The following is a 19,222-nucleotide window of genomic DNA, read 5'->3' on the forward strand; positions in this document are numbered from 1 at the left end:
CCGGCGCGTCCATTTAATGACTGCGTGGTGTGTTATAACGTTCCCTGGTGTTTTTCCGTTCGTTGCCCGGTTCACGGGGCGCCCGTCGCGGCAGCACCGGGCCGCATGACAGCGCGGCTCGCCGCGTCACGGGCCGTCGCCGCGTGACCGGGTCCGTCGGCCGTACCTGGATCGTGCCGGCGCCGCACGGCGCCGCGCCCGTCCGGCCCGGTGCCGTGGCCCTGTACGATCCGGTGGCTGCAGCCGCGGCGGCGCACGCCCGGCCGTGGTGACGGCGCCCCAGCGCGCGGAGGTTGTCGTGATCGTCCAGCCGGCCTTCGGCCAACGTGTCAAGCAGCTGCGCCGGCAGCTCGGCCTCCCGCAGGCCGAGGTCGCCGGGACGGAGATGTCCGCCAGCTACATCTCGCTGGTCGAGAGCGGCCGCCGTACCCCGAGTGACGAGATGGCGCGCATCATCGCCCGCCGGCTCGGTGTCGAGGTGGCGGAACTCGCCGCGCCCCCGGATCCGCCGGTCCGGCCGGGGCGCCGGATGAACCTGGCGAGCCGGTTGGTCGCCGCGGGATCCGTGCGCGCCGGCGGCGATCTGGACTCCGCGCGCTCGCTGGCCGAGGCTCTGGTGGCCGACATCGACAGCCCCGACGATGACGATCTCTCGTGGGAGGCGCGCTGGCTGCTGGCCGAGATCCTCGCCCAGCAGCACGACTTTGCCCGGTACGACGGCGCGCTCGAGCAACTGCGTACGCATCCCTTCACCGCGGACTCGCCCGAGCTGCTCACCCGGGTGGCCGCCGCGACGGCCGAGCATGCGCGCCAGCGCGGCCGTCTCGAGGCGTGCGTCGCCACGGCCGAGACCGCGCTGGTCGTCGCGGAGGGCCTGCCCGTGACGGCCCCGGAACGGCTCCAGCTCGAGACGACCCTGCTGGCCGCGTTCGCGATGGGCGAGGAGGTGCGGCAGGCCGAACCGCTGGCGGCCCACCTCATGGAGGTGCTTCCCGACGTCGCGACCCGGTTCGCCCGCAGCAACATCCTGTGGACAACCGCGGCGGTCCGGTTTCTCGGCGGCGTTCCGGGTGCCGCCGCCGAACTCATCGAGCAGGCGTTGGCCGAGGTCACACCCGCCGCCGACCTGGCCCGGTGGGCGGCGCTGTGCCGGTCGGCCGCCGCGATCCGGTTGGGCGGTGACGGCGGCCTCGACCCGGTGTGGGAGCGTCTGCGGCGCTCCCGGCAGGCGTTCGAGCTGATCGGCGCGCCGGTCGATCTGGCGGAACTGGCCGGGCTGGAGGCGCTGGCGCACCTGAAGGACGCGAACCCCGACGCTGCGGTGCAGAGCATCGACTCGGCGCCGGCCGACCTGGGCGACGCGTCGCCCGTACGCCGTGCCGGGGTGTGCATCGCGGTCGGCCGGGCACGGGCCGGCGCCGGGCAGCAGGGCCAGGCCCTGGCCGCCTACCGTCAGGCTGCGGAATTGTACGAGGAATCGGGCATGTACAAGTCCGCCGTGCGGGTCTGGCGCGAGCTGAACGGTGTCGTCGAGGCGGGCACGTCCATCGAGCCGGCAATGGCGGGCTGGCCGGCCGTCATGCTCCCGTAGTCGATTTGCCACATCCGGACGTGGCATTGATCGTCGGGAGTGGCCACGGCCGCCGTGACCGACGTGGACACCGGGATGTCGCGGACGTACACGGCCTCCTGGGCGGCGGCCCACCGGGTCGTGTTGCACGCGGCGCTCTCCGCCGAACTGGTGTCCAGCGTCCCGGCCAGGCTGATCCGCCGGCCGGTGAGCCGCAGTGCGGCGTCCTTGCGGGACCAGAACTGGGACAGCTGCAGTCGGCGGCGATCCGGCGGCGCCTGCCGAAGTAGTTCCTGTTCCGCCGGGGTGAGCAGGCCCAGCAGGTGGGAGGAGTTCGGAGCCACCCGGCTGACGGCCGCCGACACCCGGCGGTCGCGGGCGACGGCGATCAGGACGTGTTCCCCGTCGCGGCTCACATCCATGCAGATCCCGCCGGGCAGGGTGAGCGGACGGCCCAACGTGCGGGAGTCGAGGTGCACCCGCAGGGCGGGGAAACCGGCCAGCGTCAGCACCCGGTCCATGAGGTCGCGGACCGACGCGCCTCGTGAGCCGTCCGGTGCATCCGCGGCAGACCCGTCATCCCTCAGGGTGCTGCAGAAGACATTAATCTCCTGTGCGCACAACGAAATACATGCAAGGCTTTCCGCACTCAACACGCGACCCCCCGTAATGGTCTTGGTTCAGTGATTCTCTGCATTATTAAAGGATGTTCACGCTACTCGGCGTGTATCGATGCGCCGAGGACTATACCTGAACGGTCAACAGGTGCGCGACGAGGGGAATGGCCCGCCCGTATCTGCAAAATGCGGATGGTTGACCGCATGACAACCCGTCATGGGACCGCCCGCCGCTCCGGTCCGACGCCTGTCTGATGGGGACGGTCGGGTCCGGTCGTCCGCGCGGCGAACGCGGCGCCGCCGATGGCGGGAACCCGCTCGCGACGGGGGACGTCCGGACCGCCGCCCCGGGTGCGGACCGTTTGCTGGGGATAGGGGCGTATTCCGATCACCGATACCTTCACGATGTGACGCGCCTGTGGCATCGCCACGGTACGAGCCGCGGTCGGCCTCCGCATCGGACAAAGGATGTACGTCCCCATGCTTCCGGAGGGTGACTTCGCGGCGCCGCCGGATGTACGCGCTGGACGCAAGCGGTCCTGCCGGGCGGCGCACGGAGTAGGCGCAACCGCGTACTCCGGCATATCGAAGAGGGACCGACGCGCGTCATCATCGAGTGCGCAGTTGGATTTCTCTTGACTCATCTTGACTCGCCTCAGTCAAGATGGCACGATGCCGTCACCCCAATACTTGGAGTTCCCGACCATGCGCCTTCTCGACGGCAAGAACGTATTAGTCTCCGGCCTGCTCACCGAGTCATCCATCGCATTCCACGTGGCGCGGGCGGCACAGGAACACGGGGCAACCGTCGTGACCACCGGATACGGTCGGCTGAGCCTGGTCCGCCGGGTCGCCAACCGGCTTCCGCGGCCCGTACCCGTCATCGAGCTGGACGTCACCGACGAGACGCAGCTCGCCGGGCTGGCCGGTGCGGTGCGTGAGCACGTTGCCGAGCTGCACGGTGTCGTCCACTCCATCGCCTACGCACCGTCTGCCGCGCTGGGCGGAGGCTTCCTCACCACCGGGTGGACGGACGTCGCGGCTGCGCTGCAGGTGTCCACCCACTCCCTGGTGTCCCTGACCGGAGCGGTCCGTGACCTGCTGAATCCCGGCGCCGCCGTCGTCGGCCTCGACTTCGACGCCACGGTCGCCTGGCCGGGTTACGACTGGATGGGCGTGGCCAAGGCGGGCCTGGAGTCGGCCGCCCGCTATCTCGCCCTCTACCTGGGAGACGCGGGTATCCGTACCAATCTGGTCGCGGCGGGGCCGCTGCACACCGTGGCGGCCAACAGCATCGGCCGCGCCAGGGACAACGAGGACTTCGGGCAGCGCTGGAGCGAGCGCGCACCCCTGGGCTGGAACACCAAGGATCCGGAACCGGTGGCGCGTACCTGTGTCGCCCTGCTCTCCGACCTCATGCCGGCGACCACCGGCCAGATCGTGCACGTCGACGGCGGGGCACACGCCGTCGGCCACCCCTGAGTCGCCGCCGTGGCGCCCATCGCCCGATTCACCGGGATCGACGATCTGGTCGGCCGGGACCTGCTCGGCACGAGTGACTGGGTTCTCGTGGACCAGCAGCTCATCGACCGCTTCGCCGACGTCACCGGCGATCGGCAGTGGATCCATGTGGATCCGGAGCGTGCCCGCCGGGACGGCCCGTTCGGATCGACTATCGCCCACGGCGCGCTCACGCTGTCGCTCTGCGTGACGTTCCTGGAGGAGATCTTCAGCGTGGACGGCGTGACGTACATGATCAACGGCGGCTTCGACCGGGTCCGGTTCCAGACTCCGGTCCGGGCGGGGTCGCACGTGCGCGGTGTCGTTCACCTGCGGCATACCCGGCGGATGGCCGCCGGGGCGAGGGTGGTCGTGCGGACGACCGCGGAGATCCAAGGCGAGCGGCGACCCGCCTGCGTGGCGGATCACGTGCTGGTTCTGCAGATGTGACTCAGGGCAGGTACCGCCATTCCAACCCCACCCTGCGGCTGGCTGCGATCGGGCCACCTGAATGGTCGTGCGGGCGAGTCCCCCTCACCCGCGTCCGGCATGCACCACGACGAACAACCCCCGTGCGGTGCCGTCCGGCAGCTGCCAGCAACCGGCGACATGGCCGGTCGCGTCCGTGGGAACGACCGCGGCGGGACGCAGGACCCGGAGCAGGCGCAGGGTCGCACCGTGCGGTCCACGCAGCTCGGTGCCGGTGTGGTCGTCGAGCACAGCGGCAGTGAAGTCGGCGCCGACGAGTCCGTCACCCGTGTAGGCGCGAGTGACCTCCCGGTCTGGAGTGTTGCTGGTGCTCTGGTGCTGCGCCTGCGCCCGGCCCTCGATCAGGGACAGCAACTGGGCGACCAGCACCGGGTCGTGGCAGCCGTCGTAGGCCCAGCGCCGCCCGAGGACTCCGTGCTCCATCGTCCCGACGAGGGCGTGCTCGGCCCCGTCGAGCGGGGCGCCGCGATAGGTGAGCGGCACCAGGTAGGCGACCGGCTGAGCGCCGGAGGCGTCCGTGACCACCAGGAATTCGATGCCCACCTCCCCCTCGGGGTCGTCCAGGCGGAAACCACCGGCCTTGGCCAGGTCCGGTTCGCCGTCCCCGATGTACCAGGGCCGGGAGGGTAGCCAGGGAGCGAGGAGTTCGAGCTTGGTGGGCGTGAGGGTGGTGGTGTGGTGGATGACGGCCATGCCGACGATTCTGCCCGTGGCGGGAAAGCGACCTCCAGCGAGATTGCGACTCGGGTGCGCGCCTGTCCGCCCCGGACGGGCGATGTGCGGGAAGATGCCGAGCAGGGTGAGGAGGCGAGGCGATGACGGAGGCGTCCCCGGCGGCGATCTCCATTGTCCCGGCCAACGAGGCGACCGGGCACGACCTGGCAGCGATCTTCGGGGTACGCGGGGAGGCGTCGCGCTGCCACTGCCAGTGGTTCAAGATCCGGGATGCCCAGTGGGGCTCGGTCCCGGCCGGGGAGAAGGCGCGGCGCCTGCGGGAGCAGACGCACTGCGGTGATCGTACGGCCGGCGCGACGAGCGGTCTGGTCGCGTACCTCGACGGCGAACCGGCCGGCTGGTGCGCGGTCGAACCGCGAACCGAGTACGTGCGCCTGCTCCGCAGCCGGGTGCCGTGGAGCGGCCGCGACCAGGACCGTACGGATGCCGGGGTGTGGGCCGTGACCTGCTTCGTCACCCGGACCGGGTTCCGCCGTCGCGGGATCAGCCGGGCGCTGGCGGCCGCCGCGGTGGGATTCGCGCGCGAGCGCGGTGCCCGGGCCCTGGAGGGGTACCCGATCATCACCCGGCCGGGCCAGACCTTCGGCTGGGGCGAACTGTACGTCGGCAGCCGCAACATCTTCGCCGCCGCCGGGTTCACCCAGGTCTCCACGCCGACGCCCCGGCGCGCCGTGATGCGGATCGACTTCTGCTAGCGGCGCCCGCGCGCCACCCGATGGTGGTATGCGGTGGTGAAACGCGCCGAACGCCAGGGGACCAGCGTAATGTCGGCACTACGCTGAGGAATCGCGTCGGGAGCGCTCCGATGACCGTACTGCTGCTGGCCGAGGACGACCCCGATCTTCGCGATGGGTTGCAGCGCCTGATGCAGCGGGCCGGCTTCGAGGTCCACGCCGCGGACAACGGCAGCAGTGCGCTGCACCTCGCGGCCGCCGTGTCGCCGGATGTGGTGCTCACCGACCTGGACATGCCGGAACTCGACGGCCTGGCGTTGTGCCAGGCGGTCCGTGGCATGCCCGAGATCGGCGACATCCCCGTCGCGTTGCTGAGCGGCCGGTTGCGCTCGGCGGACACGGATCTGCGCGCCGCCGGTGTCTGCGCCGTCCTGCTCAAGCCGATACCGAACGCAGAGCTGGTCGATGCGGTGCACGCACTCGCGGCGTACGGGCGGCATCCGCACGACACGCCACCGTGCCACCCCGGCCCCGGGCCTGCCGAGGAGGCGGGGCGCCGCGCGGCGGCCGTTCCGGCGGGCGGCGGCCTGCCCCGGCGTGATCGGCGGACCGGGGGCGTGGCCGCGGATCCGCTGGCAGACTCGCGGAATGAGCTCTGACAAGGCCGAGGTGCTCGCACGTACGGGCAGTCATGCGGTCGTGCACCTGCCGGGCCGCGCGTTCCCCGGCATCCACGTGCCCGGGGACGGCTTCGCGGCGCTGCACCTGCACCTTGCCGCGGCCGCGCGGGCGCTGCGCGTGGAGCCGGGAGATCCGGACGCCCTGGGCGAGCTGGATCATGTGGTCGGGGAGGTGGGCGCCGTGCTGGAGGCGTACGAGCGGACGCTGGCCGAGCGGGGCATCCGGCGTCCGTACTGATCTCGTCGTACCCCCGGCCTAGCGTGGCCCCATGATGGAGACCGCCGACGAGCTGGCCGACCTGCAACGGCTGCTCGATGCTTCACACACCACGTCGACCGAGCATCTGCGGGGCATCATCGACGCGGATCGCAGGCTGACGGCACACGATCTTGCCGCGTTGCTCACCGGCATGCGGGTGCTCAGTGTCGCCACCGTGACCGCCGCCGGTGAGCCGCGCATCAGCGCGCTCGACGGCCACTTCCTGCACGCCACGTGGACGTTCAGCACGAGCGCGACGGCCGCCAAGGCCCGCCATCTCCAGGCGCGGCCCGCGGTCAGCGTCGCGCACATCGACGGGGAGGAGATGGCCGTCTTCAGCCACGGCCGGGTCGAGGTCATGTCGCCGCAGGATCCGCGCTGGGGCGAGACCATCGATCATTGGACGGCGCATTACGGCAGCTCACCCCTGTCGTGGGGGGACGAGATCCGGATGTATCGCCTGCGCCCACACTGGATGGTGGGTTACGCCTTCAAGCGCACCGAACTGCTCGCCTCGCGCGGCATCACGGGCTGAGGCCACGAAAGCGATGGACGTTCAAATCTTCGACGCATTTCATTGCGAAGATCGGTGTCGCCCAGGGTGAGCGCGGCGTGGCGCAGGGGAATGAACGGTGCGGCCGCCGCCCGCCGGGGCGGGGTTGAGAGCCGCAGGCTGCGTGTGCAAGGGGGGCCGCAGTCCTGCGCGCGGGGGTGGGGCCGCCCAGCGGTCCCGCCCCTGCACTCGCCGGGGCTAAACTCCGCAGGTGGTCGAGGCGCCGGAGTGGGATGTCGCCGTTGTCGGAGCGGGGCCCGGGGGTCTCGCGGCGGCCTGCGCCGCAGCGTCGGCCGGAGCCCGGACGGTGGTCCTCGAGCGCGCCGCGCACCCGCGCTACAAGACGTGCGGGGGCGGCCTCATCGGCACCTCACTGGGCATCGCCGCGGCCCGGATCGCGGTGCCCGCCCGGGACACGGTCGCCGCGATCACGTTCGCGTGCAACGGGCGGCGGGCGTTCACCCGGCGGGCCGGGGACACTCCGCTGCTGACGATGGTGCGCCGCGACGATTTCGACCTCGCCTGGCATGACGCGGCGCTCGCCGCCGGTGCCAAGGTGCGGCAGAACTGCCAGGCCAGGAGCATCACCCAGGACCAGGCAGCCGCGTCGATCGGGCTGGCGGACGGCTCGACGGTCACCGCGCGGGTGGTGATCGGCGCCGACGGTTCCGCGGGCATCACGTCGCGCCACGTCGGGGTCACGTTCGACCAGCAGGATCTGGGGCTGGAGGTCGAGGTCGTGCCGGATTCCGCCCAGCGCGCCGCCTGGCGGGGCCGGGTGTTGCTGGACTGGGGGCCGGTGCCGGGCTCGTACGGCTGGGTCTTCCCGAAGGACGACGAGCTGACGGTCGGCGTGATCATGGCGAAGGGTCGCGGCGGTGACACGAAGGAGTACCTCGGGCGGTTTCTGCACCGGCTGGGCCTGGCAGACCGCCCCGTCCGGCGCGATTCCGGCCACCTGACCCGGTGCCGCAGCGGGGACGCGCCGTTGCGCCGGGGTCGCGTCCTGGTCGTCGGCGACGCCGCAGGCCTGCTGGAGCCCTGGACCCGTGAGGGGATCAGCTACGCGCTGCGCTCCGGCACGTGGGCGGGACAGGCCGCCGCGACCGCCTGCAGCCGGCCGGCCGAGGCGGGGCCGCTGGGGGAATACGAGCGGCTCGTGGCCGACGAGTTGCAGCCGGAGATGGCGGCCGGGCGCCGGTTGCTGGACGTCTTCGAGCGCCATCCCGGCCTGGTGCACGCGGCGATGGCCACCCCGCTGGGTTGGCGGGCGTTCACGGCGTTCTGCCGCGGCGAGCTGTCCATGGCCCATGTCCTGCGCAGGCCGTCGATCCGGCTGGCGGTGCGCGCTCTGGGTGGCCCGGCCCCGGCGCCTGCCACGGAGGACCGGCGGGCTCGGTGGCCCGCGAATCCGTCAGGGTGATCACCACCCGGTGCGACGTCAGTACAGCGGTGGTGGCTCGGTGGGATCGGCGGCGCGCCGGTTCCAGGGGGCCCACCGGACGGCGGCCGCGTATCCCTCGTGCCGGGCGGCCCGTGCCTGCCGACCCGAGAGTGGCCCGCTGCGCCCCTGGCTGAAGTCCGGACCGACCAGCCGGGTCTCCCACCACGAGCCGTGGAGGCGGCGCCGTACGCCCTCCCACAGCCCGCCCTCGACGTGCGCGTAGATCTCCCGGTGCAGATCGTCGACGAGTTGCTTGGGATCCTCGTCGCAGGTGTCGCAGCCGCACACCGGCAGCGCCAGTTCGTGCCAGCGGCCGAGGCGTACCGTGAGGCCGGGGAAGTCGGTGAACCCGATCGCGACCGGCCCGGCCACGGGGGCACGGGGGATCAGCCGCACGATGCGCACCAGCGGGCCGTCCGCGCGCCCCTCGAAGGGTTCCCTGGTCTCCCGCCGCTCGACGGTGTACCGCTCGGTCAGCTCGTCCAGCAACACTTCGGCCGCGTCGTGGAGCAGGTCGAAGCGCCCCGGATCGGTGACCCGGAGGTACGTCTCGGGCGGCGGGTCGGCGTCCCCCATCTGGGCATTATGCCGCGGCGGCTGAGCCACGCTCAGTCGAACGGGAACCCGGGGCCGCCGTAAACGGCGGCCGAAGGTGCGTGCGATCCGGGGCTGCGGACCGCGCGCACCATGATTACCGGGTCAGTTGAAGGTGAACTCGCCCGCGGTGACGCCGTCGACGAAGGCGATCCACTCCTGTTCCGTGAACGCGAGGGCGGCGGCGCCGGGATTCTTGGAATCGCGGATCAGGTAGGTGTCGTCGACCTTCGCTACCTCGACGCAGGTGCCGTTGCCGCAGCGGGAACTCTTCCGCCACTGGGGTTCGATGCTGTCGCTCATGTGCGCGTCCTTTCAAGGAATCCCCACGGACCAGCGCACGCACCGGCCTGCGGGTCGGTGAGTCTTACTGCTTATTCGGGTCGCCCGGCGGGCTGTGTTCAGCCGCGCGCAGGGCTCTGATCCGGTCACGGACGAAGGCGACGGTGGTCGCCTCGTCCGTGGCCGCGCTCCATACCTTGTCGTACCGGTTGCGGTGCCGTGAGGTGGTGGCGAGGTCCTCCACCAGCTCGTCGGTCAGACCGTTCTCCCGGTACAGCACCGCGTTCTCGGGTACGTCCTCGCCCAGGACCAGTACCTCGAAGGCGGCGTTGTTGGTCATCGGTGTGTCCACGGCGAACGGGATCATCCGCAGGTGGACGTGGCCGCTGGCGGCCAGGTCGACGAGCTGTTCCAACTGCTCGGCCATGACCGCGTTGCCGCCGATCGCCCGCCAGAGCACCGATTCGTCGATGAGGATGTAGATCTGCATGTGGTCGAGCCGCGCGTCCAGGGTCTCGCGGCGGCGCTGGCGCGCCTCGACCCGGTAGCGGATCTGTTCCTGGCTCAGCTCGTCGTCCCACTTGCGCATGAGCGCCTCGGCGTACGCGGGCGTCTGCAGCGGTCCGGGCAGGTGGTAGAAGCAGTAGTACCGGATCGCCGCCATCTCGGCCTCGAACTCGATGAGCCGCCGCAGCGGATCCGTGAGGTGTTCGCGGAATTCCGGGGCCTGCCACCAGAAGCGACGCTGCCGGGTTCGGGCGATCTTGGCGGCCTGTAACAGGTCGTTGATGCGCGCGCGGTCCTTGATGCCGAGGTACGTCAGCAGCGGGCGGAGGTCGTTCGGCGCGATGCTGACCTCGCCGCCCTCGATGCGGATGACCTTGCTGAGTGACCATTCCATCTCGTCGGCGACCTGCTGCTGGGTCAACTCCGCCGCCTCGCGGGCCTCGCGGAGTGCCAGGCGTACGCGCCGCCTGGCCACGGTGGGCGAGTCACCCTCAGCCATGAGTCCTTCATCGTCGATGAGAATCGAGGTTGCCTGCGGCAATCATGCCACCTCGCTGGATGCCAGCTTGCATCCAGCGAGGTCGCGCGTCATCTTACTTACTGTCATATCAGAACGAATCTGGGTGCGCATAAGTTCACCGAAAAGTAACGGACTCACTCGTTGGGGTGGCCGGGCGGCGATCAGGTGACAACCAGGCCGTAGCCGGCCGTCGGTGGCCGAGCAGCCTCCATCGACCGCCGCAGACCGCGACTGACCTGGTTGAACACCCGCAGGTCGGACTGTGCGTACAGGACTACGTCGCGTCCGCGGTAGGTCGCCTGTAGCCGCCAGGTCCGTGATCGCGTCCGGGCGAGGGTCACCGCGAGTGCACCCGCTGTCGCGACGGTCAGCAGGCCCAGCACGAGGGTCGGCGGGTTGGTCAGCGTGGCCCAGCCGGCGGAGGCCAGCAGGACCGCGCCGCCCGCCATGATCGGGTACGCGTGCGTGGCGGGCTGCCTGCTGACCATGACGTGCCGCAGCTCGCGGATCTCGAAGACCCGGGTCGAAGTGGTGCGCCACACGAAGTGCTCGTCCGTGACCACCGCGTCCGGTCCGCGGTAGTAGGTACGTGTGCTCATCGCGAAACTCCTCTCCGCCGCTTCTTGCGAGGGGAGGAGAGCCGAGCCACCATTGGCGCTGAGAGAGTCCCCCGCCTCGCTCGTTACCACCAGGCGTAGCTCCAGAGGCGACAACGGCACCCGGTTGCCGCCGGGTGCCGTTGCGTTGTCTCCCTCCAACTCCGCCCTGTTGCCTGCATCCTCCAGTACAGCACGCCACCCGTCTGATCGCTACACTCCAAGTTGCCATGTCGCAGACTGCGTACAAGCTGAGTGGTGACCACGTCTCGACGGCGCATCCGCCGGCCCGGCGACCTGGGAGAACAGGCGCCGGATCCGGCCTGCGGAAGGCTGCCCGTCCATTGCGGAAGCGTGAGACCATACGCCGAACGAGACCCCGCCACGGCGCCGCGAGAGACAAGAGGAACGCCGCACCGTCGGCGCGACCACCGCCAGCGCCGGCACACGTCAGCGCCACGCCAGGGACCAAAGACTCGTTTCATCGAGAGGCTCGTCGGGTAGACCGGACATCGATACATCCCGCAGCCGCGGCAGGCACAGCGCGGCCCTACCGCCGGACACATCCAGGACACCGCAGCTTGGGGAGGCTGAACAGGGCATGGAGAGTCGACTGCGGATCGGGGGCGAGGCGGTGCAACCGGTGCTCGTCATGTTCCCGCTAGGACTGTTCGCGATGGCCGTCATCTTCGACGTCGCGGATCTGCTCGGCGCCCCGCAGTTCCTCGGCGCTCTGGCGTACTGGAACATCGTCGCGGGCCTGGTCGGCGGCGTACTCGCCACAGTGGCCGGTGCCATCGACGTGGCCTACGTGCCGCACCGCACCGCCGCCAAGCGGGCCGGGGTGCTGCGCATCCTGGGCAGCATGGGCGTACTGATCCTCTTCACGGTCATCCTGATCCTGCGCATGCGGACCCCCGACCGGGTCGCGGGCGGTGGCCTGCTGGCGGTCGAACTGCTGGCCCTCGCCGCGGCCGGTTTCGTCGCCTGGCGCGGCAGCGACCTCGTCGCCCAGCGTCGCGAGCCGGTGCTCGCCCGGGCCCAGCCCCGCCACCGCGGCTACTGAGCGCGGGCCGCCGCGGCCGCGATCCACGCCTCGTCCTCGGCCTTCTTGCGGGCGATCCCGTTCGCGCCGTCGTAGCGGACGAACGCCGGCAGGGCCGCCGCGAGCGCCGCGGTGCCGACCACGCAGAGCACCCCGCCCACCCAGATCGAGCCACCCACGCCCAGCCGGGTTCGCGCCATCATGCCGGAGCGCAGCTGACCCAGCAGCGGGCCGGTGGTGTAGGACAGCATCTCGATCCCGGCCAGCCGTCCCCGCAGGTGGTCCGGGATGGTCTGGCTCCAGATGATCATGCGGAAGATGCCGGAGACCATGTCGGCGGCCCCCGCGAACGCCAGGCAGAACAGGGTGAGCCAGAGCATGTGCGACAGGCCGACGCCGACGATGCCGACCCCCCACAGCGCCGCCGCGATGATCACCATGAGGCCGTGCCGGTGCACCCGGCCGGTCCAGCCGGAGCCGACCGTGGCCAGCAGCGAGCCGACGGCGGGGGCGGCGTACAGCAGGCCGAGCACCTTCGGGCCGCCGAGCTGCATGGCCAGGAACGGATAGAGGGCCTGGGGCATGCCGAAGAACATCGCGTTGATGTCCACCAGATAGGTGCCGAGCAGTTCGGGGCGGTTCTTCGCGTACTTCAGGCCGGTGGCCACCGAGCGGATCGAGGGGCGGTCCGCGTCCGGCGGGGGCGGGACCGCGCGGACCAGCGACAGGCAGATCAGCGAGACCGCGAAGGTGGCCAGGTCGATCGCGTACACCCAGGCCAGGTCGACGGTGGCCAGCAGCACCCCGGCCAGCGCGGGGCCGCCCAGCTGGGCGATCTGCATCCCCAGCGACTGCAGCGCGCTGGTCGCGGGGATCTCTTCGGGCGTCACCAGCCGGGGCAGCATCGCCTCCAGCGCGGGGCGCTGCACGCCGTCGATGGCGGCGGTCGCCGCGGCGACCAGGTACAGCAGCCACAGGTGCGGACGGTCGGACAGGGCGTTGACCAACAGCACCCCGCACAGGGCCGCGAGGGCGAGTTCACCGCCGCGGACCAGCAGGCGGCGGTCCAGGAAGTCGGCCAGCGCGCCGCCCACGAACGCCATCACCAGCAGGGGCACCAACTCGAAGACGCCGAGCAGGCCGACGGCCAGCGGGTCGTGGGTGATGGCCGCGACCTGGAACGGGATCGTGACGTACGTAATGAACGACCCGAAGCCGGACACCGCGCCGCCCGCGAAGACCAGGCGGAAGTCGCGGGAGCTGCGCAGCGGGGTGAGGTCCAGCCCCAGCCGCCGCCGGGGTCGGTCGGTCACGCCCGGGATCGTGTCACGGACCCGGTGTAGTGGCCGAACGATTTTCGCGTTACTTGATGACCATGGTGCCGGTGCGCTGGAAGGCGGCCAGATCCGCGAGCGTCTCCTGGATGACCTTGGACTGCGGGCCCGGCAGCGCGTCCAGCGGGAAGAACCCGGCGTCCACCGACTCGTCCGTCACGGTCTGCAGCTCGCCCTCCCACGCATGGATCCGGAACGACATCATGATCTGCTGGTACGTGTGCCCGTAGTCATTGGTGTACGTGTACCGGCTGTAGAACGCGAACGGGGTCAGCGACGTGGCGCGCAGCCCGGTCTCCTCCCACACCTCCCGGATCGCGCAGTCCTGCATGCTCTCGCCCAGCTCCATCGCGCCCGCCGGGATGGCCCAGCGCCCGTTGTCGGACCGCTGGATCAGCAGCAGCCTGTCCGCGTCATCGAGAATCACCCCGCGCGCGCCCACGAACAGCAGGGTGTCGCCGTCGCCGACACTCGCGCGCACCCGCCCCAGATACGATTCAGCCCACGTCAATGCCACCCGTGCAGCCTAGTCAGGCGGACTTCTTCGCCGCCTTCTTCGCGGTGGTCGTCTTCTTCGCCGGGGCCGCCTTCTTCGCCGTCGCGGCCTTCTTCGCCGTCGCGGTCTTCTTGGCCGCGGTGGTGGTCTTCCCGGCGGTGGTGGTCTTCTTCGCGGCGGTCTTGCCCGGCGCGGCCTTCAGCGGGGTGGCCTCGATCGCCCGTGCCCGGGCCTCCGGGGACTCGCCACGAGCCGCCTTGGCCCGCTCGACGGAGGCCTTGAGCGCCGCCATGAGATCCACCGCGGCGGCCGGTGCCTCCTCGGCCTCCTCCGGCGTGACGACCTCCCGGCCCTCCACCTTGGCGTCGATGACCTCCTGTAGGGCGGCCCGGTAATTGTCCGTGAACTCGTCCGGCTTGAAACTGCCCGCCATCGAGTCGATCAGGGAACTGGCCATGGCCAGCTCGGCGGGGCGGGTCTCGACGTCGTCGTCCAGGAAGCCGAAGTCCGGGGTGCGCACCTCGTCCGGCCAGAGCATCGTGTTCAGCACCAGTACGTCGTCGCGGACCCGCAGCGTGGCCAGCTGCTCGCGCTGGCGCAGCGCCACCTTTACGATGGCGACCCGGTCGGCGTCGGTGAGGGCGTCGCGCAGCAGCACGTACGGCTTGGCGGCCTGGCCCTCGGGCTCCAGGTAGTAGGCCTTCGCGTACATGATCGGGTCGATCTGGTCGGCGGGAACGAAGGCCAGCACGTCGATCGCGTGCGAGGTGGTCAACGGCAGGTCCGCGAAGTCGTCGTCGGTGAGGATCACCATCTCGCCGCCGCCGATGTCGTACCCCTTGGCGATGTCGTCGTAGCTGACCTCTTCGCCGTCCACGGAGCAGACCCGCTTGTACTTGATCCGGCCGCCGTCGGTGCGGTGCACCTGATGGAACCGGATGTCCTTCTCCTCCGTGGCCGAGAAGAGTTTGACCGAGATCGACACGAGGCCGAACGACACCGCGCCCTTCCAGATCGCCCGCATGCCCCGCCCTCCCGCCGTGGCAGCCGTTCCGGTCAGACCCGGGCTGAGCTGCCGGAATCGCGTTGATACCCGATCAGGATCGCATCACCGACACGGCTGCGTAAGGTGTTCGCACCTGCCTATGGTGATCGAATGGCCGGTGCACCGCTGTCCCCGATGCTCGCCACCGCGGGCGTCCTGCCGGCGGGACCGGGGTGGAGCTACGAGTTCAAGTGGGACGGCGTGCGCGTGCTGGCGTCCTTCGCGGGTGGGCCGCCCCGGCTCTGGGCCCGTTCCGGCACGCTGGTCACCGTGGCGTATCCCGAGGTGGCGGGGCTGGACCTGCCCGCCGGGACGTTGCTGGACGGCGAGATGGTGGTGCTCGACACCAGCGGGCGGCCGTCGTTCACGGCGCTCGCGGAGCGGATGCACGTGCGCGACACCGGGCGGGCGGCCCGGCTGGCCGCCGGGCTGCCGGCCACGTACATGATCTTCGATCTGCTCCGGTACGGCGACGAGGCGCTGCTGTCGCTGCCGTACGCGCAGCGCCGCGCCCGGCTGGAGGCACTGGAGCTGGAAGGACCGCACTGGACGGTGCCGCCCGCCTTCCCCGACGGGGCCGCCACCGCGGCCGCCGCCCGGGAACACTCCCTGGAAGGGGTGGTCGCCAAGCGGGTGGACGCGCCGTACGTGCCCGGTGCCCGGTCCGCCGACTGGATCAAGGTCAAGTTCGACCGGACCGGCGACTACGTCATCGGCGGGTGGCGCGCCGGCGTCCGGCGCCTCGGCGGCCTGCTCGTCGGCGTGCCCGGCCCGGACGGCCCGCTGCAGTTCCGTGGCCGGGTGGGCGGGGGCATCGGCGCCGCCGCCGAACAGGAGCTGCTGGCGGCGCTGCGGCCGCTGGCCGCAACGGAGTCACCGTTCGCGCCCGGCGCGGTGCCCCGCGAGGATTCCCGCGGCGCACACTGGGTACGCCCCGAACTGGTGGCCGAGATCCGGTACGGCAACCGCACCCCCGACGGGCGGCTGCGGTTCCCCCGGTTCCTGCGACTGCGCCCGGACAAGACCCCCGGGATGTGTGCGGAAGAGGAGGAGGACGAGCGTGCCTCGTGAGCGCTTCGTCGTGCACATCGACGGGCGCGACCTCGAACTGTCCAACCTCGACAAGGTCCTGTACCCCGCGGCCGGGTTCACCAAGGGTGAGGTCATCGACTACTACACGCGCATCGCCCCGGTGCTGCTGCCGCACCTGGCCGACCGGGCGCTGACCCGGATCCGCTACCCGAACGGGGTCGATGCCGCCCACTTCTTCGAGAAGAACGCCCCCGGCGGCACCCCGGACTGGGTACGCCTGGAGACCCTGCCCGTGCCCGGCTCCACCAAGAGCCGCGAGACGATCGACTTCGTGGTGGTCGACGACCTGGCCACGCTCGTGTGGGTGGCCAACATCGCCTCCCTGGAACTGCACACCCCGCAGTGGCGGATCGGCGCCGACCCCGACCTGATGGTGGTCGACCTGGACCCGGGTGAGCCCGCCGGGCTGCGGGAATGCTGCGCGGTCGCGGTGCTCGTCCGGGACCGGCTGGCCACCGACGGCGTCGCCGCGTATCCGAAGACCTCCGGCAAGAAGGGCATGCAGCTGTGCTGCCCGATCGCGGGCACGCAGTCCGCCGAGCACGTCAGCGGGTACGCCAAGCGGGTCGCCGAGGAACTGTCCACGCAGGTCCCCGGCTCGATCACGGCGCGGATGACGAAGGCGATCCGGCCCGGCAAGGTGTTCATCGACTGGAGTCAGAACGCCGCGGCGAAGACCACCGTGGCGCCGTACTCGCTGCGCGCCCAGCCCACCCCGACCGTGTCGACGCCGCTGACCTGGGCGGAGGTGGAGGCGGTCGCGGTCGGGGACGAACCGGCTCGCCACTTCACCGCCGGGCAGGTCCTGGACCGGGTCGACGAACACGGCGACCTGCTGGTGGACCTGCTCACGCCCGGACCGGCCGTGCCCTGAGCCGCGGTGGCACCGCTCTGGTTTGCTGGCGATCATGCTCGACGCGGCGATCATCCTGAACGTCCTCAGCCAGCCTGACCTGCTGGCGGTCCTCGGCATCACCGTGTTCGCCGCGTGGCCGGTGGGGGCCCGGCTGGCCCGTGCCTGCGGGCGGCCGCGGGCCCTGGGCGTGTGGTTCGTGCTCATCGCCGGTGCCGTACTGGCCGCGACCGCGACCACCGGCGCCTCCCACCCGGCGCCCGATGCCGGGTCCGACGCGCTGCACGCCTATCTCGGCCAGTTCGTGCACCCGAGCGTGCTCGCCGCCGACCTGCGCGGCTTCGCCGGCACGGACGAGAAGCTCGCCAACATCGGGCTGTTCCTGCCGCTGGGACTGCTCGGCACGCTGCTGTGGCGCCGACCGGTCGCGGTGGTGTGCGGCGGGGCGCTCGCCAGCTTCGGCATCGAGCTGTGGCAGGCCCTAATCGGGCGCGGCGGTGACGCCGCCGACGTGCTGCACAACACGGCGGGCGCACTGGCCGGGACGGTGCTCGGCCTGCTCCTGCTCGCCGGCCGCCGCCGGGCCGCCGGCAGCCGGGCCGCCGGCCGCCGGCGCGGCGCCCGTCAGTCGATCTGAGGCAGCGGCGGGCCCAGCACGTCGTCCGCGTCGACGATCGTGTACGCGTACCCCTGCTCGGCCAGGAAGCGCTGCCGGTGCGCGGCGTACTCGGTGTCGATCGTGTCCCGGGACACCACGGTGTAGAAGTGCGCCTGGCGGCCGTCCGCCTTCGGGCGCAGCACCCGGCCCAGCCGCTGCGCCTCCTCCTGCCGGGAGCCGAACGTGCCGGACACCTGGATCGCCACCGCGGCCTCGGGCAGGTCGATGGAGAAGTTGCCGACCTTCGAGACGACCAGCGTGCGCAGCGTTCCGGAACGGAACTCGTCGAACAGCCGTTCCCGCTCCTTGTTGGTGGTGGCGCCCTGCACGATCGGGGCGTCCAGGTATTCGCTCAGCTCGTGCAGCTGATCCAGGTAGCCGCCGATCACCAGGGTCTGCTCGTGCGCGTGCCGGGCCACCAGCGCGCGCACCACGGGCAGCTTCGTCCGGGCGGTCGACGCGACCCGGTAGCGCTCCTCCGCCTCGCTCACCGCGTACGCCATCCGCTCCGCGTCCGTCAGCGTCACCCGGACCTCGACGCACTCGGCGGGGGCGATCCAGCCCTGCGCCTCGATGTCCTTCCACGGCGCGTCGTAGCGCTTCGGCCCGATCAGCGAGAACACGTCGCCCTCGCGGCCGTCCTCGCGGACCAGCGTCGCGGTCAGGCCGAGGCGCCGCCGGGCCTGCAGGTCCGCGGTGAACCGGAAGATCGGCGCGGGCAGCAGGTGCACCTCGTCGTAGATCACCAGACCCCAGTCGCGGGCCCCGAACAGGTCGAGGTGGGTGAACGCGCCGCCCCGCCGCGACGTCAGCACCTGGTACGTGGCGATGGTGACCGGGCGGATCTCCTTGCGCTCCCCGGAGTACTCGCCGATCTCCTCCTCGGTCAGCGACGTCCGGGCGATCAGCTCCCGCTTCCACTGCCGGCCCGCGACCGTGTTGGTCACCAGGATCAGCGTGGTCGCCTTCGCCACGGCCATCGCGGCCGCCCCGACCAGGGTCTTGCCCGCCCCGCACGGCAGCACCACCACCCCGGAACCGCCCGCCCAGAACCCGTCCACCGCCTCCTGCTGGTACGACCGCAGCTGCCAGCCGTCCTCCGCGAGCTCGATGTCATGGGCCTCGCCGTCCACGTACCCGGCCAGGTCCTCGGCGGGCCAGCCCAGCTTGAGCAGCGCCTGCTTGAGGCGGCCCCGCTCCGAGCCGTGCACCGCGATGGTCTCGTCGTCGAGGCGGGCGCCCAGCATCCCGGCCAGCTTCTTGCTCTTGGCCACCTCGATCAGCACGATCTTGTCCAGCCCGCGCAGCACCAGCCCGTGCACCGGGTCGTTGAGCAGCTGCAGGCGGCCGTACCGGTCCATCGTGTCGGCCACGTCGACCAGCAGGGCGTGCGGCACCGGGTACCGGGAGAACTTGATCAGCGCGTCGACCACGCTCTCCGCGTCATGACCGGCCGCGCGGGCGTTCCACAACCCCAGCGGCGTCAGCCGGTACGTGTGCACATGCTCCGGGGAACGTTCCAGCTCCGCGAACGGCGCGATCGACATCCGGCAGGACTGCGCGTCGGGGTGATCCACCTCCAGCAGCAGGGTCTTGTCGGACTGCACGATCAGGGGTCCGCCGCTCACCACGTGCCCTTCCACGAACCAGCGATGACCCTCCAGTCTGACACGGCCGCG

General features: G+C 71.2%; 22 protein-coding genes. 13 read left to right on the forward strand and 9 right to left on the reverse strand.

Going from position 1 to position 19,222, the window contains the following annotated elements; genetic code table 11:
• The first annotated feature begins 143 nt into the window (after positions 1 to 143).
• The 4 genes from ACMCNO_RS04145 to ACMCNO_RS04160 all read left to right on the forward strand — a co-directional run bounded on the left by ACMCNO_RS04145 (position 144) and on the right by ACMCNO_RS04160 (position 4,137).
• Positions 144 to 272: a hypothetical protein gene (locus ACMCNO_RS04145; protein ID WP_412748086.1), complete on the forward strand. Its 129-nt coding sequence runs from the start codon at positions 144 to 146 to the stop codon at positions 270 to 272.
• Between the two features lie 26 nt (positions 273 to 298).
• Positions 299 to 1,591: a helix-turn-helix domain-containing protein gene (locus tag ACMCNO_RS04150; RefSeq protein ID WP_412748087.1), complete on the forward strand. Its 1,293-nt coding sequence runs from the start codon at positions 299 to 301 to the stop codon at positions 1,589 to 1,591.
• A 1,301-nt stretch (positions 1,592 to 2,892) separates the two neighbouring features.
• Positions 2,893 to 3,669: an enoyl-ACP reductase FabI gene (fabI, locus tag ACMCNO_RS04155; RefSeq protein WP_412753610.1), complete on the forward strand. Its 777-nt coding sequence runs from the start codon at positions 2,893 to 2,895 to the stop codon at positions 3,667 to 3,669.
• Positions 3,670 to 3,678: 9 nt separating this feature from the next.
• Complete coding sequence (locus tag ACMCNO_RS04160) at positions 3,679 to 4,137, forward strand: MaoC family dehydratase (protein WP_412748088.1); 459 nt, start codon at positions 3,679 to 3,681, stop codon at positions 4,135 to 4,137.
• A gap of 84 nt (positions 4,138 to 4,221) precedes the next feature.
• On the opposite strand, the gene ACMCNO_RS04165 is transcribed toward ACMCNO_RS04160, so the two are convergent.
• Positions 4,222 to 4,869, reverse strand: a complete 648-nt coding sequence (locus ACMCNO_RS04165; protein ID WP_412748089.1) for a maltokinase N-terminal cap-like domain-containing protein — start codon at positions 4,867 to 4,869, stop codon at positions 4,222 to 4,224.
• Between the two features lie 122 nt (positions 4,870 to 4,991).
• Between ACMCNO_RS04165 and ACMCNO_RS04170 the strand changes: the two genes are divergently transcribed.
• From ACMCNO_RS04170 to ACMCNO_RS04190, 5 genes are all read left to right on the forward strand, one after another.
• On the forward strand, positions 4,992 to 5,606 hold the full coding sequence (locus ACMCNO_RS04170) for a GNAT family N-acetyltransferase (RefSeq protein ID WP_412748090.1): 615 nt from the start codon (positions 4,992 to 4,994) through the stop codon (positions 5,604 to 5,606).
• A 110-nt stretch (positions 5,607 to 5,716) separates the two neighbouring features.
• Positions 5,717 to 6,244 carry a response regulator gene (locus tag ACMCNO_RS04175; protein WP_412748091.1) on the forward strand — a complete coding sequence of 176 codons (528 nt, stop codon included), beginning with the start codon at positions 5,717 to 5,719 and terminating at the stop codon, positions 6,242 to 6,244.
• Positions 6,234 to 6,503: a DUF6959 family protein gene (locus tag ACMCNO_RS04180; protein WP_412748092.1), complete on the forward strand. Its 270-nt coding sequence runs from the start codon at positions 6,234 to 6,236 to the stop codon at positions 6,501 to 6,503. Before ACMCNO_RS04175 ends, ACMCNO_RS04180 begins: the two co-directional genes overlap by 11 nt.
• Before the next feature lie 31 nt (positions 6,504 to 6,534).
• Positions 6,535 to 7,059, forward strand: a complete 525-nt coding sequence (locus tag ACMCNO_RS04185; RefSeq protein ID WP_412748093.1) for a pyridoxamine 5'-phosphate oxidase family protein — start codon at positions 6,535 to 6,537, stop codon at positions 7,057 to 7,059.
• Positions 7,060 to 7,288: 229 nt separating this feature from the next.
• Positions 7,289 to 8,500, forward strand: coding sequence for a geranylgeranyl reductase family protein (locus ACMCNO_RS04190; protein WP_412748094.1), 1,212 nt, complete (start codon positions 7,289 to 7,291; stop codon positions 8,498 to 8,500).
• A gap of 18 nt (positions 8,501 to 8,518) precedes the next feature.
• Here the strand turns inward: ACMCNO_RS04190 and ACMCNO_RS04195 are convergent, their stop codons facing one another.
• From ACMCNO_RS04195 to ACMCNO_RS04210, 4 genes are all read right to left on the reverse strand, one after another.
• Positions 8,519 to 9,127, reverse strand: a complete 609-nt coding sequence (locus ACMCNO_RS04195; protein ID WP_412748095.1) for a DUF6226 family protein — start codon at positions 9,125 to 9,127, stop codon at positions 8,519 to 8,521.
• Between the two features lie 93 nt (positions 9,128 to 9,220).
• Complete coding sequence (locus ACMCNO_RS04200) at positions 9,221 to 9,418, reverse strand: DUF397 domain-containing protein (RefSeq protein ID WP_412748096.1); 198 nt, start codon at positions 9,416 to 9,418, stop codon at positions 9,221 to 9,223.
• Positions 9,419 to 9,482: 64 nt separating this feature from the next.
• Complete coding sequence (locus ACMCNO_RS04205) at positions 9,483 to 10,403, reverse strand: helix-turn-helix domain-containing protein (RefSeq protein ID WP_412748097.1); 921 nt, start codon at positions 10,401 to 10,403, stop codon at positions 9,483 to 9,485.
• A 182-nt stretch (positions 10,404 to 10,585) separates the two neighbouring features.
• Complete coding sequence (locus tag ACMCNO_RS04210) at positions 10,586 to 11,023, reverse strand: DUF6232 family protein (RefSeq protein WP_412748098.1); 438 nt, start codon at positions 11,021 to 11,023, stop codon at positions 10,586 to 10,588.
• A gap of 598 nt (positions 11,024 to 11,621) precedes the next feature.
• On the opposite strand from ACMCNO_RS04210, the gene ACMCNO_RS04215 reads away from it, so the two are divergent.
• The gene (locus tag ACMCNO_RS04215) at positions 11,622 to 12,086 is read left to right on the forward strand and encodes a DUF2231 domain-containing protein (protein ID WP_412748099.1); all 465 of its coding nucleotides are present in this window, start codon (positions 11,622 to 11,624) and stop codon (positions 12,084 to 12,086) included.
• Here the strand turns inward: ACMCNO_RS04215 and ACMCNO_RS04220 are convergent.
• The 3 genes from ACMCNO_RS04220 to ACMCNO_RS04230 are packed head-to-tail and all read right to left on the reverse strand — an operon-like array spanning position 12,080 to position 14,919.
• Complete coding sequence (locus ACMCNO_RS04220; protein WP_412748100.1) at positions 12,080 to 13,378, reverse strand: MFS transporter; 1,299 nt, start codon at positions 13,376 to 13,378, stop codon at positions 12,080 to 12,082. The genes ACMCNO_RS04215 and ACMCNO_RS04220 overlap by 7 nt on opposite strands.
• 49 nt (positions 13,379 to 13,427) lie before the next feature.
• Entirely contained in the window at positions 13,428 to 13,916 is a 489-nt protein-coding gene (locus tag ACMCNO_RS04225) for an NUDIX domain-containing protein (RefSeq protein WP_412748101.1), read from the reverse strand.
• 13 nt (positions 13,917 to 13,929) lie between these two features.
• Complete coding sequence (locus ACMCNO_RS04230) at positions 13,930 to 14,919, reverse strand: Ku protein (RefSeq protein WP_412748102.1); 990 nt, start codon at positions 14,917 to 14,919, stop codon at positions 13,930 to 13,932.
• A 132-nt stretch (positions 14,920 to 15,051) separates the two neighbouring features.
• On the opposite strand from ACMCNO_RS04230, the gene ligD (ACMCNO_RS04235) reads away from it, so the two are divergent.
• The 3 genes from ligD (ACMCNO_RS04235) to ACMCNO_RS04245 are packed head-to-tail and all read left to right on the forward strand — an operon-like array spanning position 15,052 to position 17,522.
• Positions 15,052 to 16,011, forward strand: coding sequence for a non-homologous end-joining DNA ligase (gene ligD / locus ACMCNO_RS04235; RefSeq protein ID WP_412748103.1), 960 nt, complete (start codon positions 15,052 to 15,054; stop codon positions 16,009 to 16,011).
• Complete coding sequence (ligD, locus tag ACMCNO_RS04240; protein ID WP_412748104.1) at positions 16,001 to 16,906, forward strand: non-homologous end-joining DNA ligase; 906 nt, start codon at positions 16,001 to 16,003, stop codon at positions 16,904 to 16,906. Before ligD (ACMCNO_RS04235) ends, ligD (ACMCNO_RS04240) begins: the two co-directional genes overlap by 11 nt.
• Positions 16,907 to 16,928: 22 nt before the next feature.
• Complete coding sequence (locus ACMCNO_RS04245; protein WP_412748105.1) at positions 16,929 to 17,522, forward strand: VanZ family protein; 594 nt, start codon at positions 16,929 to 16,931, stop codon at positions 17,520 to 17,522.
• On the opposite strand, the gene ACMCNO_RS04250 is transcribed toward ACMCNO_RS04245, so the two are convergent.
• Positions 17,510 to 19,171 carry a DNA repair helicase XPB gene (locus ACMCNO_RS04250; protein ID WP_412748106.1) on the reverse strand — a complete coding sequence of 554 codons (1,662 nt, stop codon included), beginning with the start codon at positions 19,169 to 19,171 and terminating at the stop codon, positions 17,510 to 17,512. The two genes, ACMCNO_RS04245 and ACMCNO_RS04250, sit on opposite strands and share 13 nt — an antisense overlap.
• Positions 19,172 to 19,222 lie beyond the last annotated feature (51 nt).

The organism is Krasilnikovia sp. M28-CT-15, from assembly GCF_047159595.1.
In the GTDB taxonomy this organism is placed as follows: domain Bacteria; phylum Actinomycetota; class Actinomycetes; order Mycobacteriales; family Micromonosporaceae; genus Actinoplanes.

Excerpts from the sequence above, each read along its gene's own strand:
- fabI (WP_412753610.1), top strand. The coding sequence starts at position 2,893 with ATGCGCCTTCTCGACGGCAAGAACGTATTAGTCTCCGGCCTGCTCACC.
- ACMCNO_RS04165 (WP_412748089.1), bottom strand. The coding sequence starts at position 4,869 with ATGGCCGTCATCCACCACACCACCACCCTCACGCCCACCAAGCTCGAA.
- ACMCNO_RS04170 (WP_412748090.1), top strand. The coding sequence starts at position 4,992 with ATGACGGAGGCGTCCCCGGCGGCGATCTCCATTGTCCCGGCCAACGAG.
- ACMCNO_RS04175 (WP_412748091.1), top strand. The coding sequence starts at position 5,717 with ATGACCGTACTGCTGCTGGCCGAGGACGACCCCGATCTTCGCGATGGG.
- ACMCNO_RS04180 (WP_412748092.1), top strand. The coding sequence starts at position 6,234 with ATGAGCTCTGACAAGGCCGAGGTGCTCGCACGTACGGGCAGTCATGCG.
- ACMCNO_RS04185 (WP_412748093.1), top strand. The coding sequence starts at position 6,535 with ATGATGGAGACCGCCGACGAGCTGGCCGACCTGCAACGGCTGCTCGAT.
- ACMCNO_RS04200 (WP_412748096.1), bottom strand. The coding sequence starts at position 9,418 with ATGAGCGACAGCATCGAACCCCAGTGGCGGAAGAGTTCCCGCTGCGGC.
- ACMCNO_RS04205 (WP_412748097.1), bottom strand. The coding sequence starts at position 10,403 with ATGGCTGAGGGTGACTCGCCCACCGTGGCCAGGCGGCGCGTACGCCTG.
- ACMCNO_RS04210 (WP_412748098.1), bottom strand. The coding sequence starts at position 11,023 with ATGAGCACACGTACCTACTACCGCGGACCGGACGCGGTGGTCACGGAC.
- ACMCNO_RS04215 (WP_412748099.1), top strand. The coding sequence starts at position 11,622 with ATGGAGAGTCGACTGCGGATCGGGGGCGAGGCGGTGCAACCGGTGCTC.
- ACMCNO_RS04230 (WP_412748102.1), bottom strand. The coding sequence starts at position 14,919 with ATGCGGGCGATCTGGAAGGGCGCGGTGTCGTTCGGCCTCGTGTCGATC.
- ligD (WP_412748103.1), top strand. The coding sequence starts at position 15,052 with ATGGCCGGTGCACCGCTGTCCCCGATGCTCGCCACCGCGGGCGTCCTG.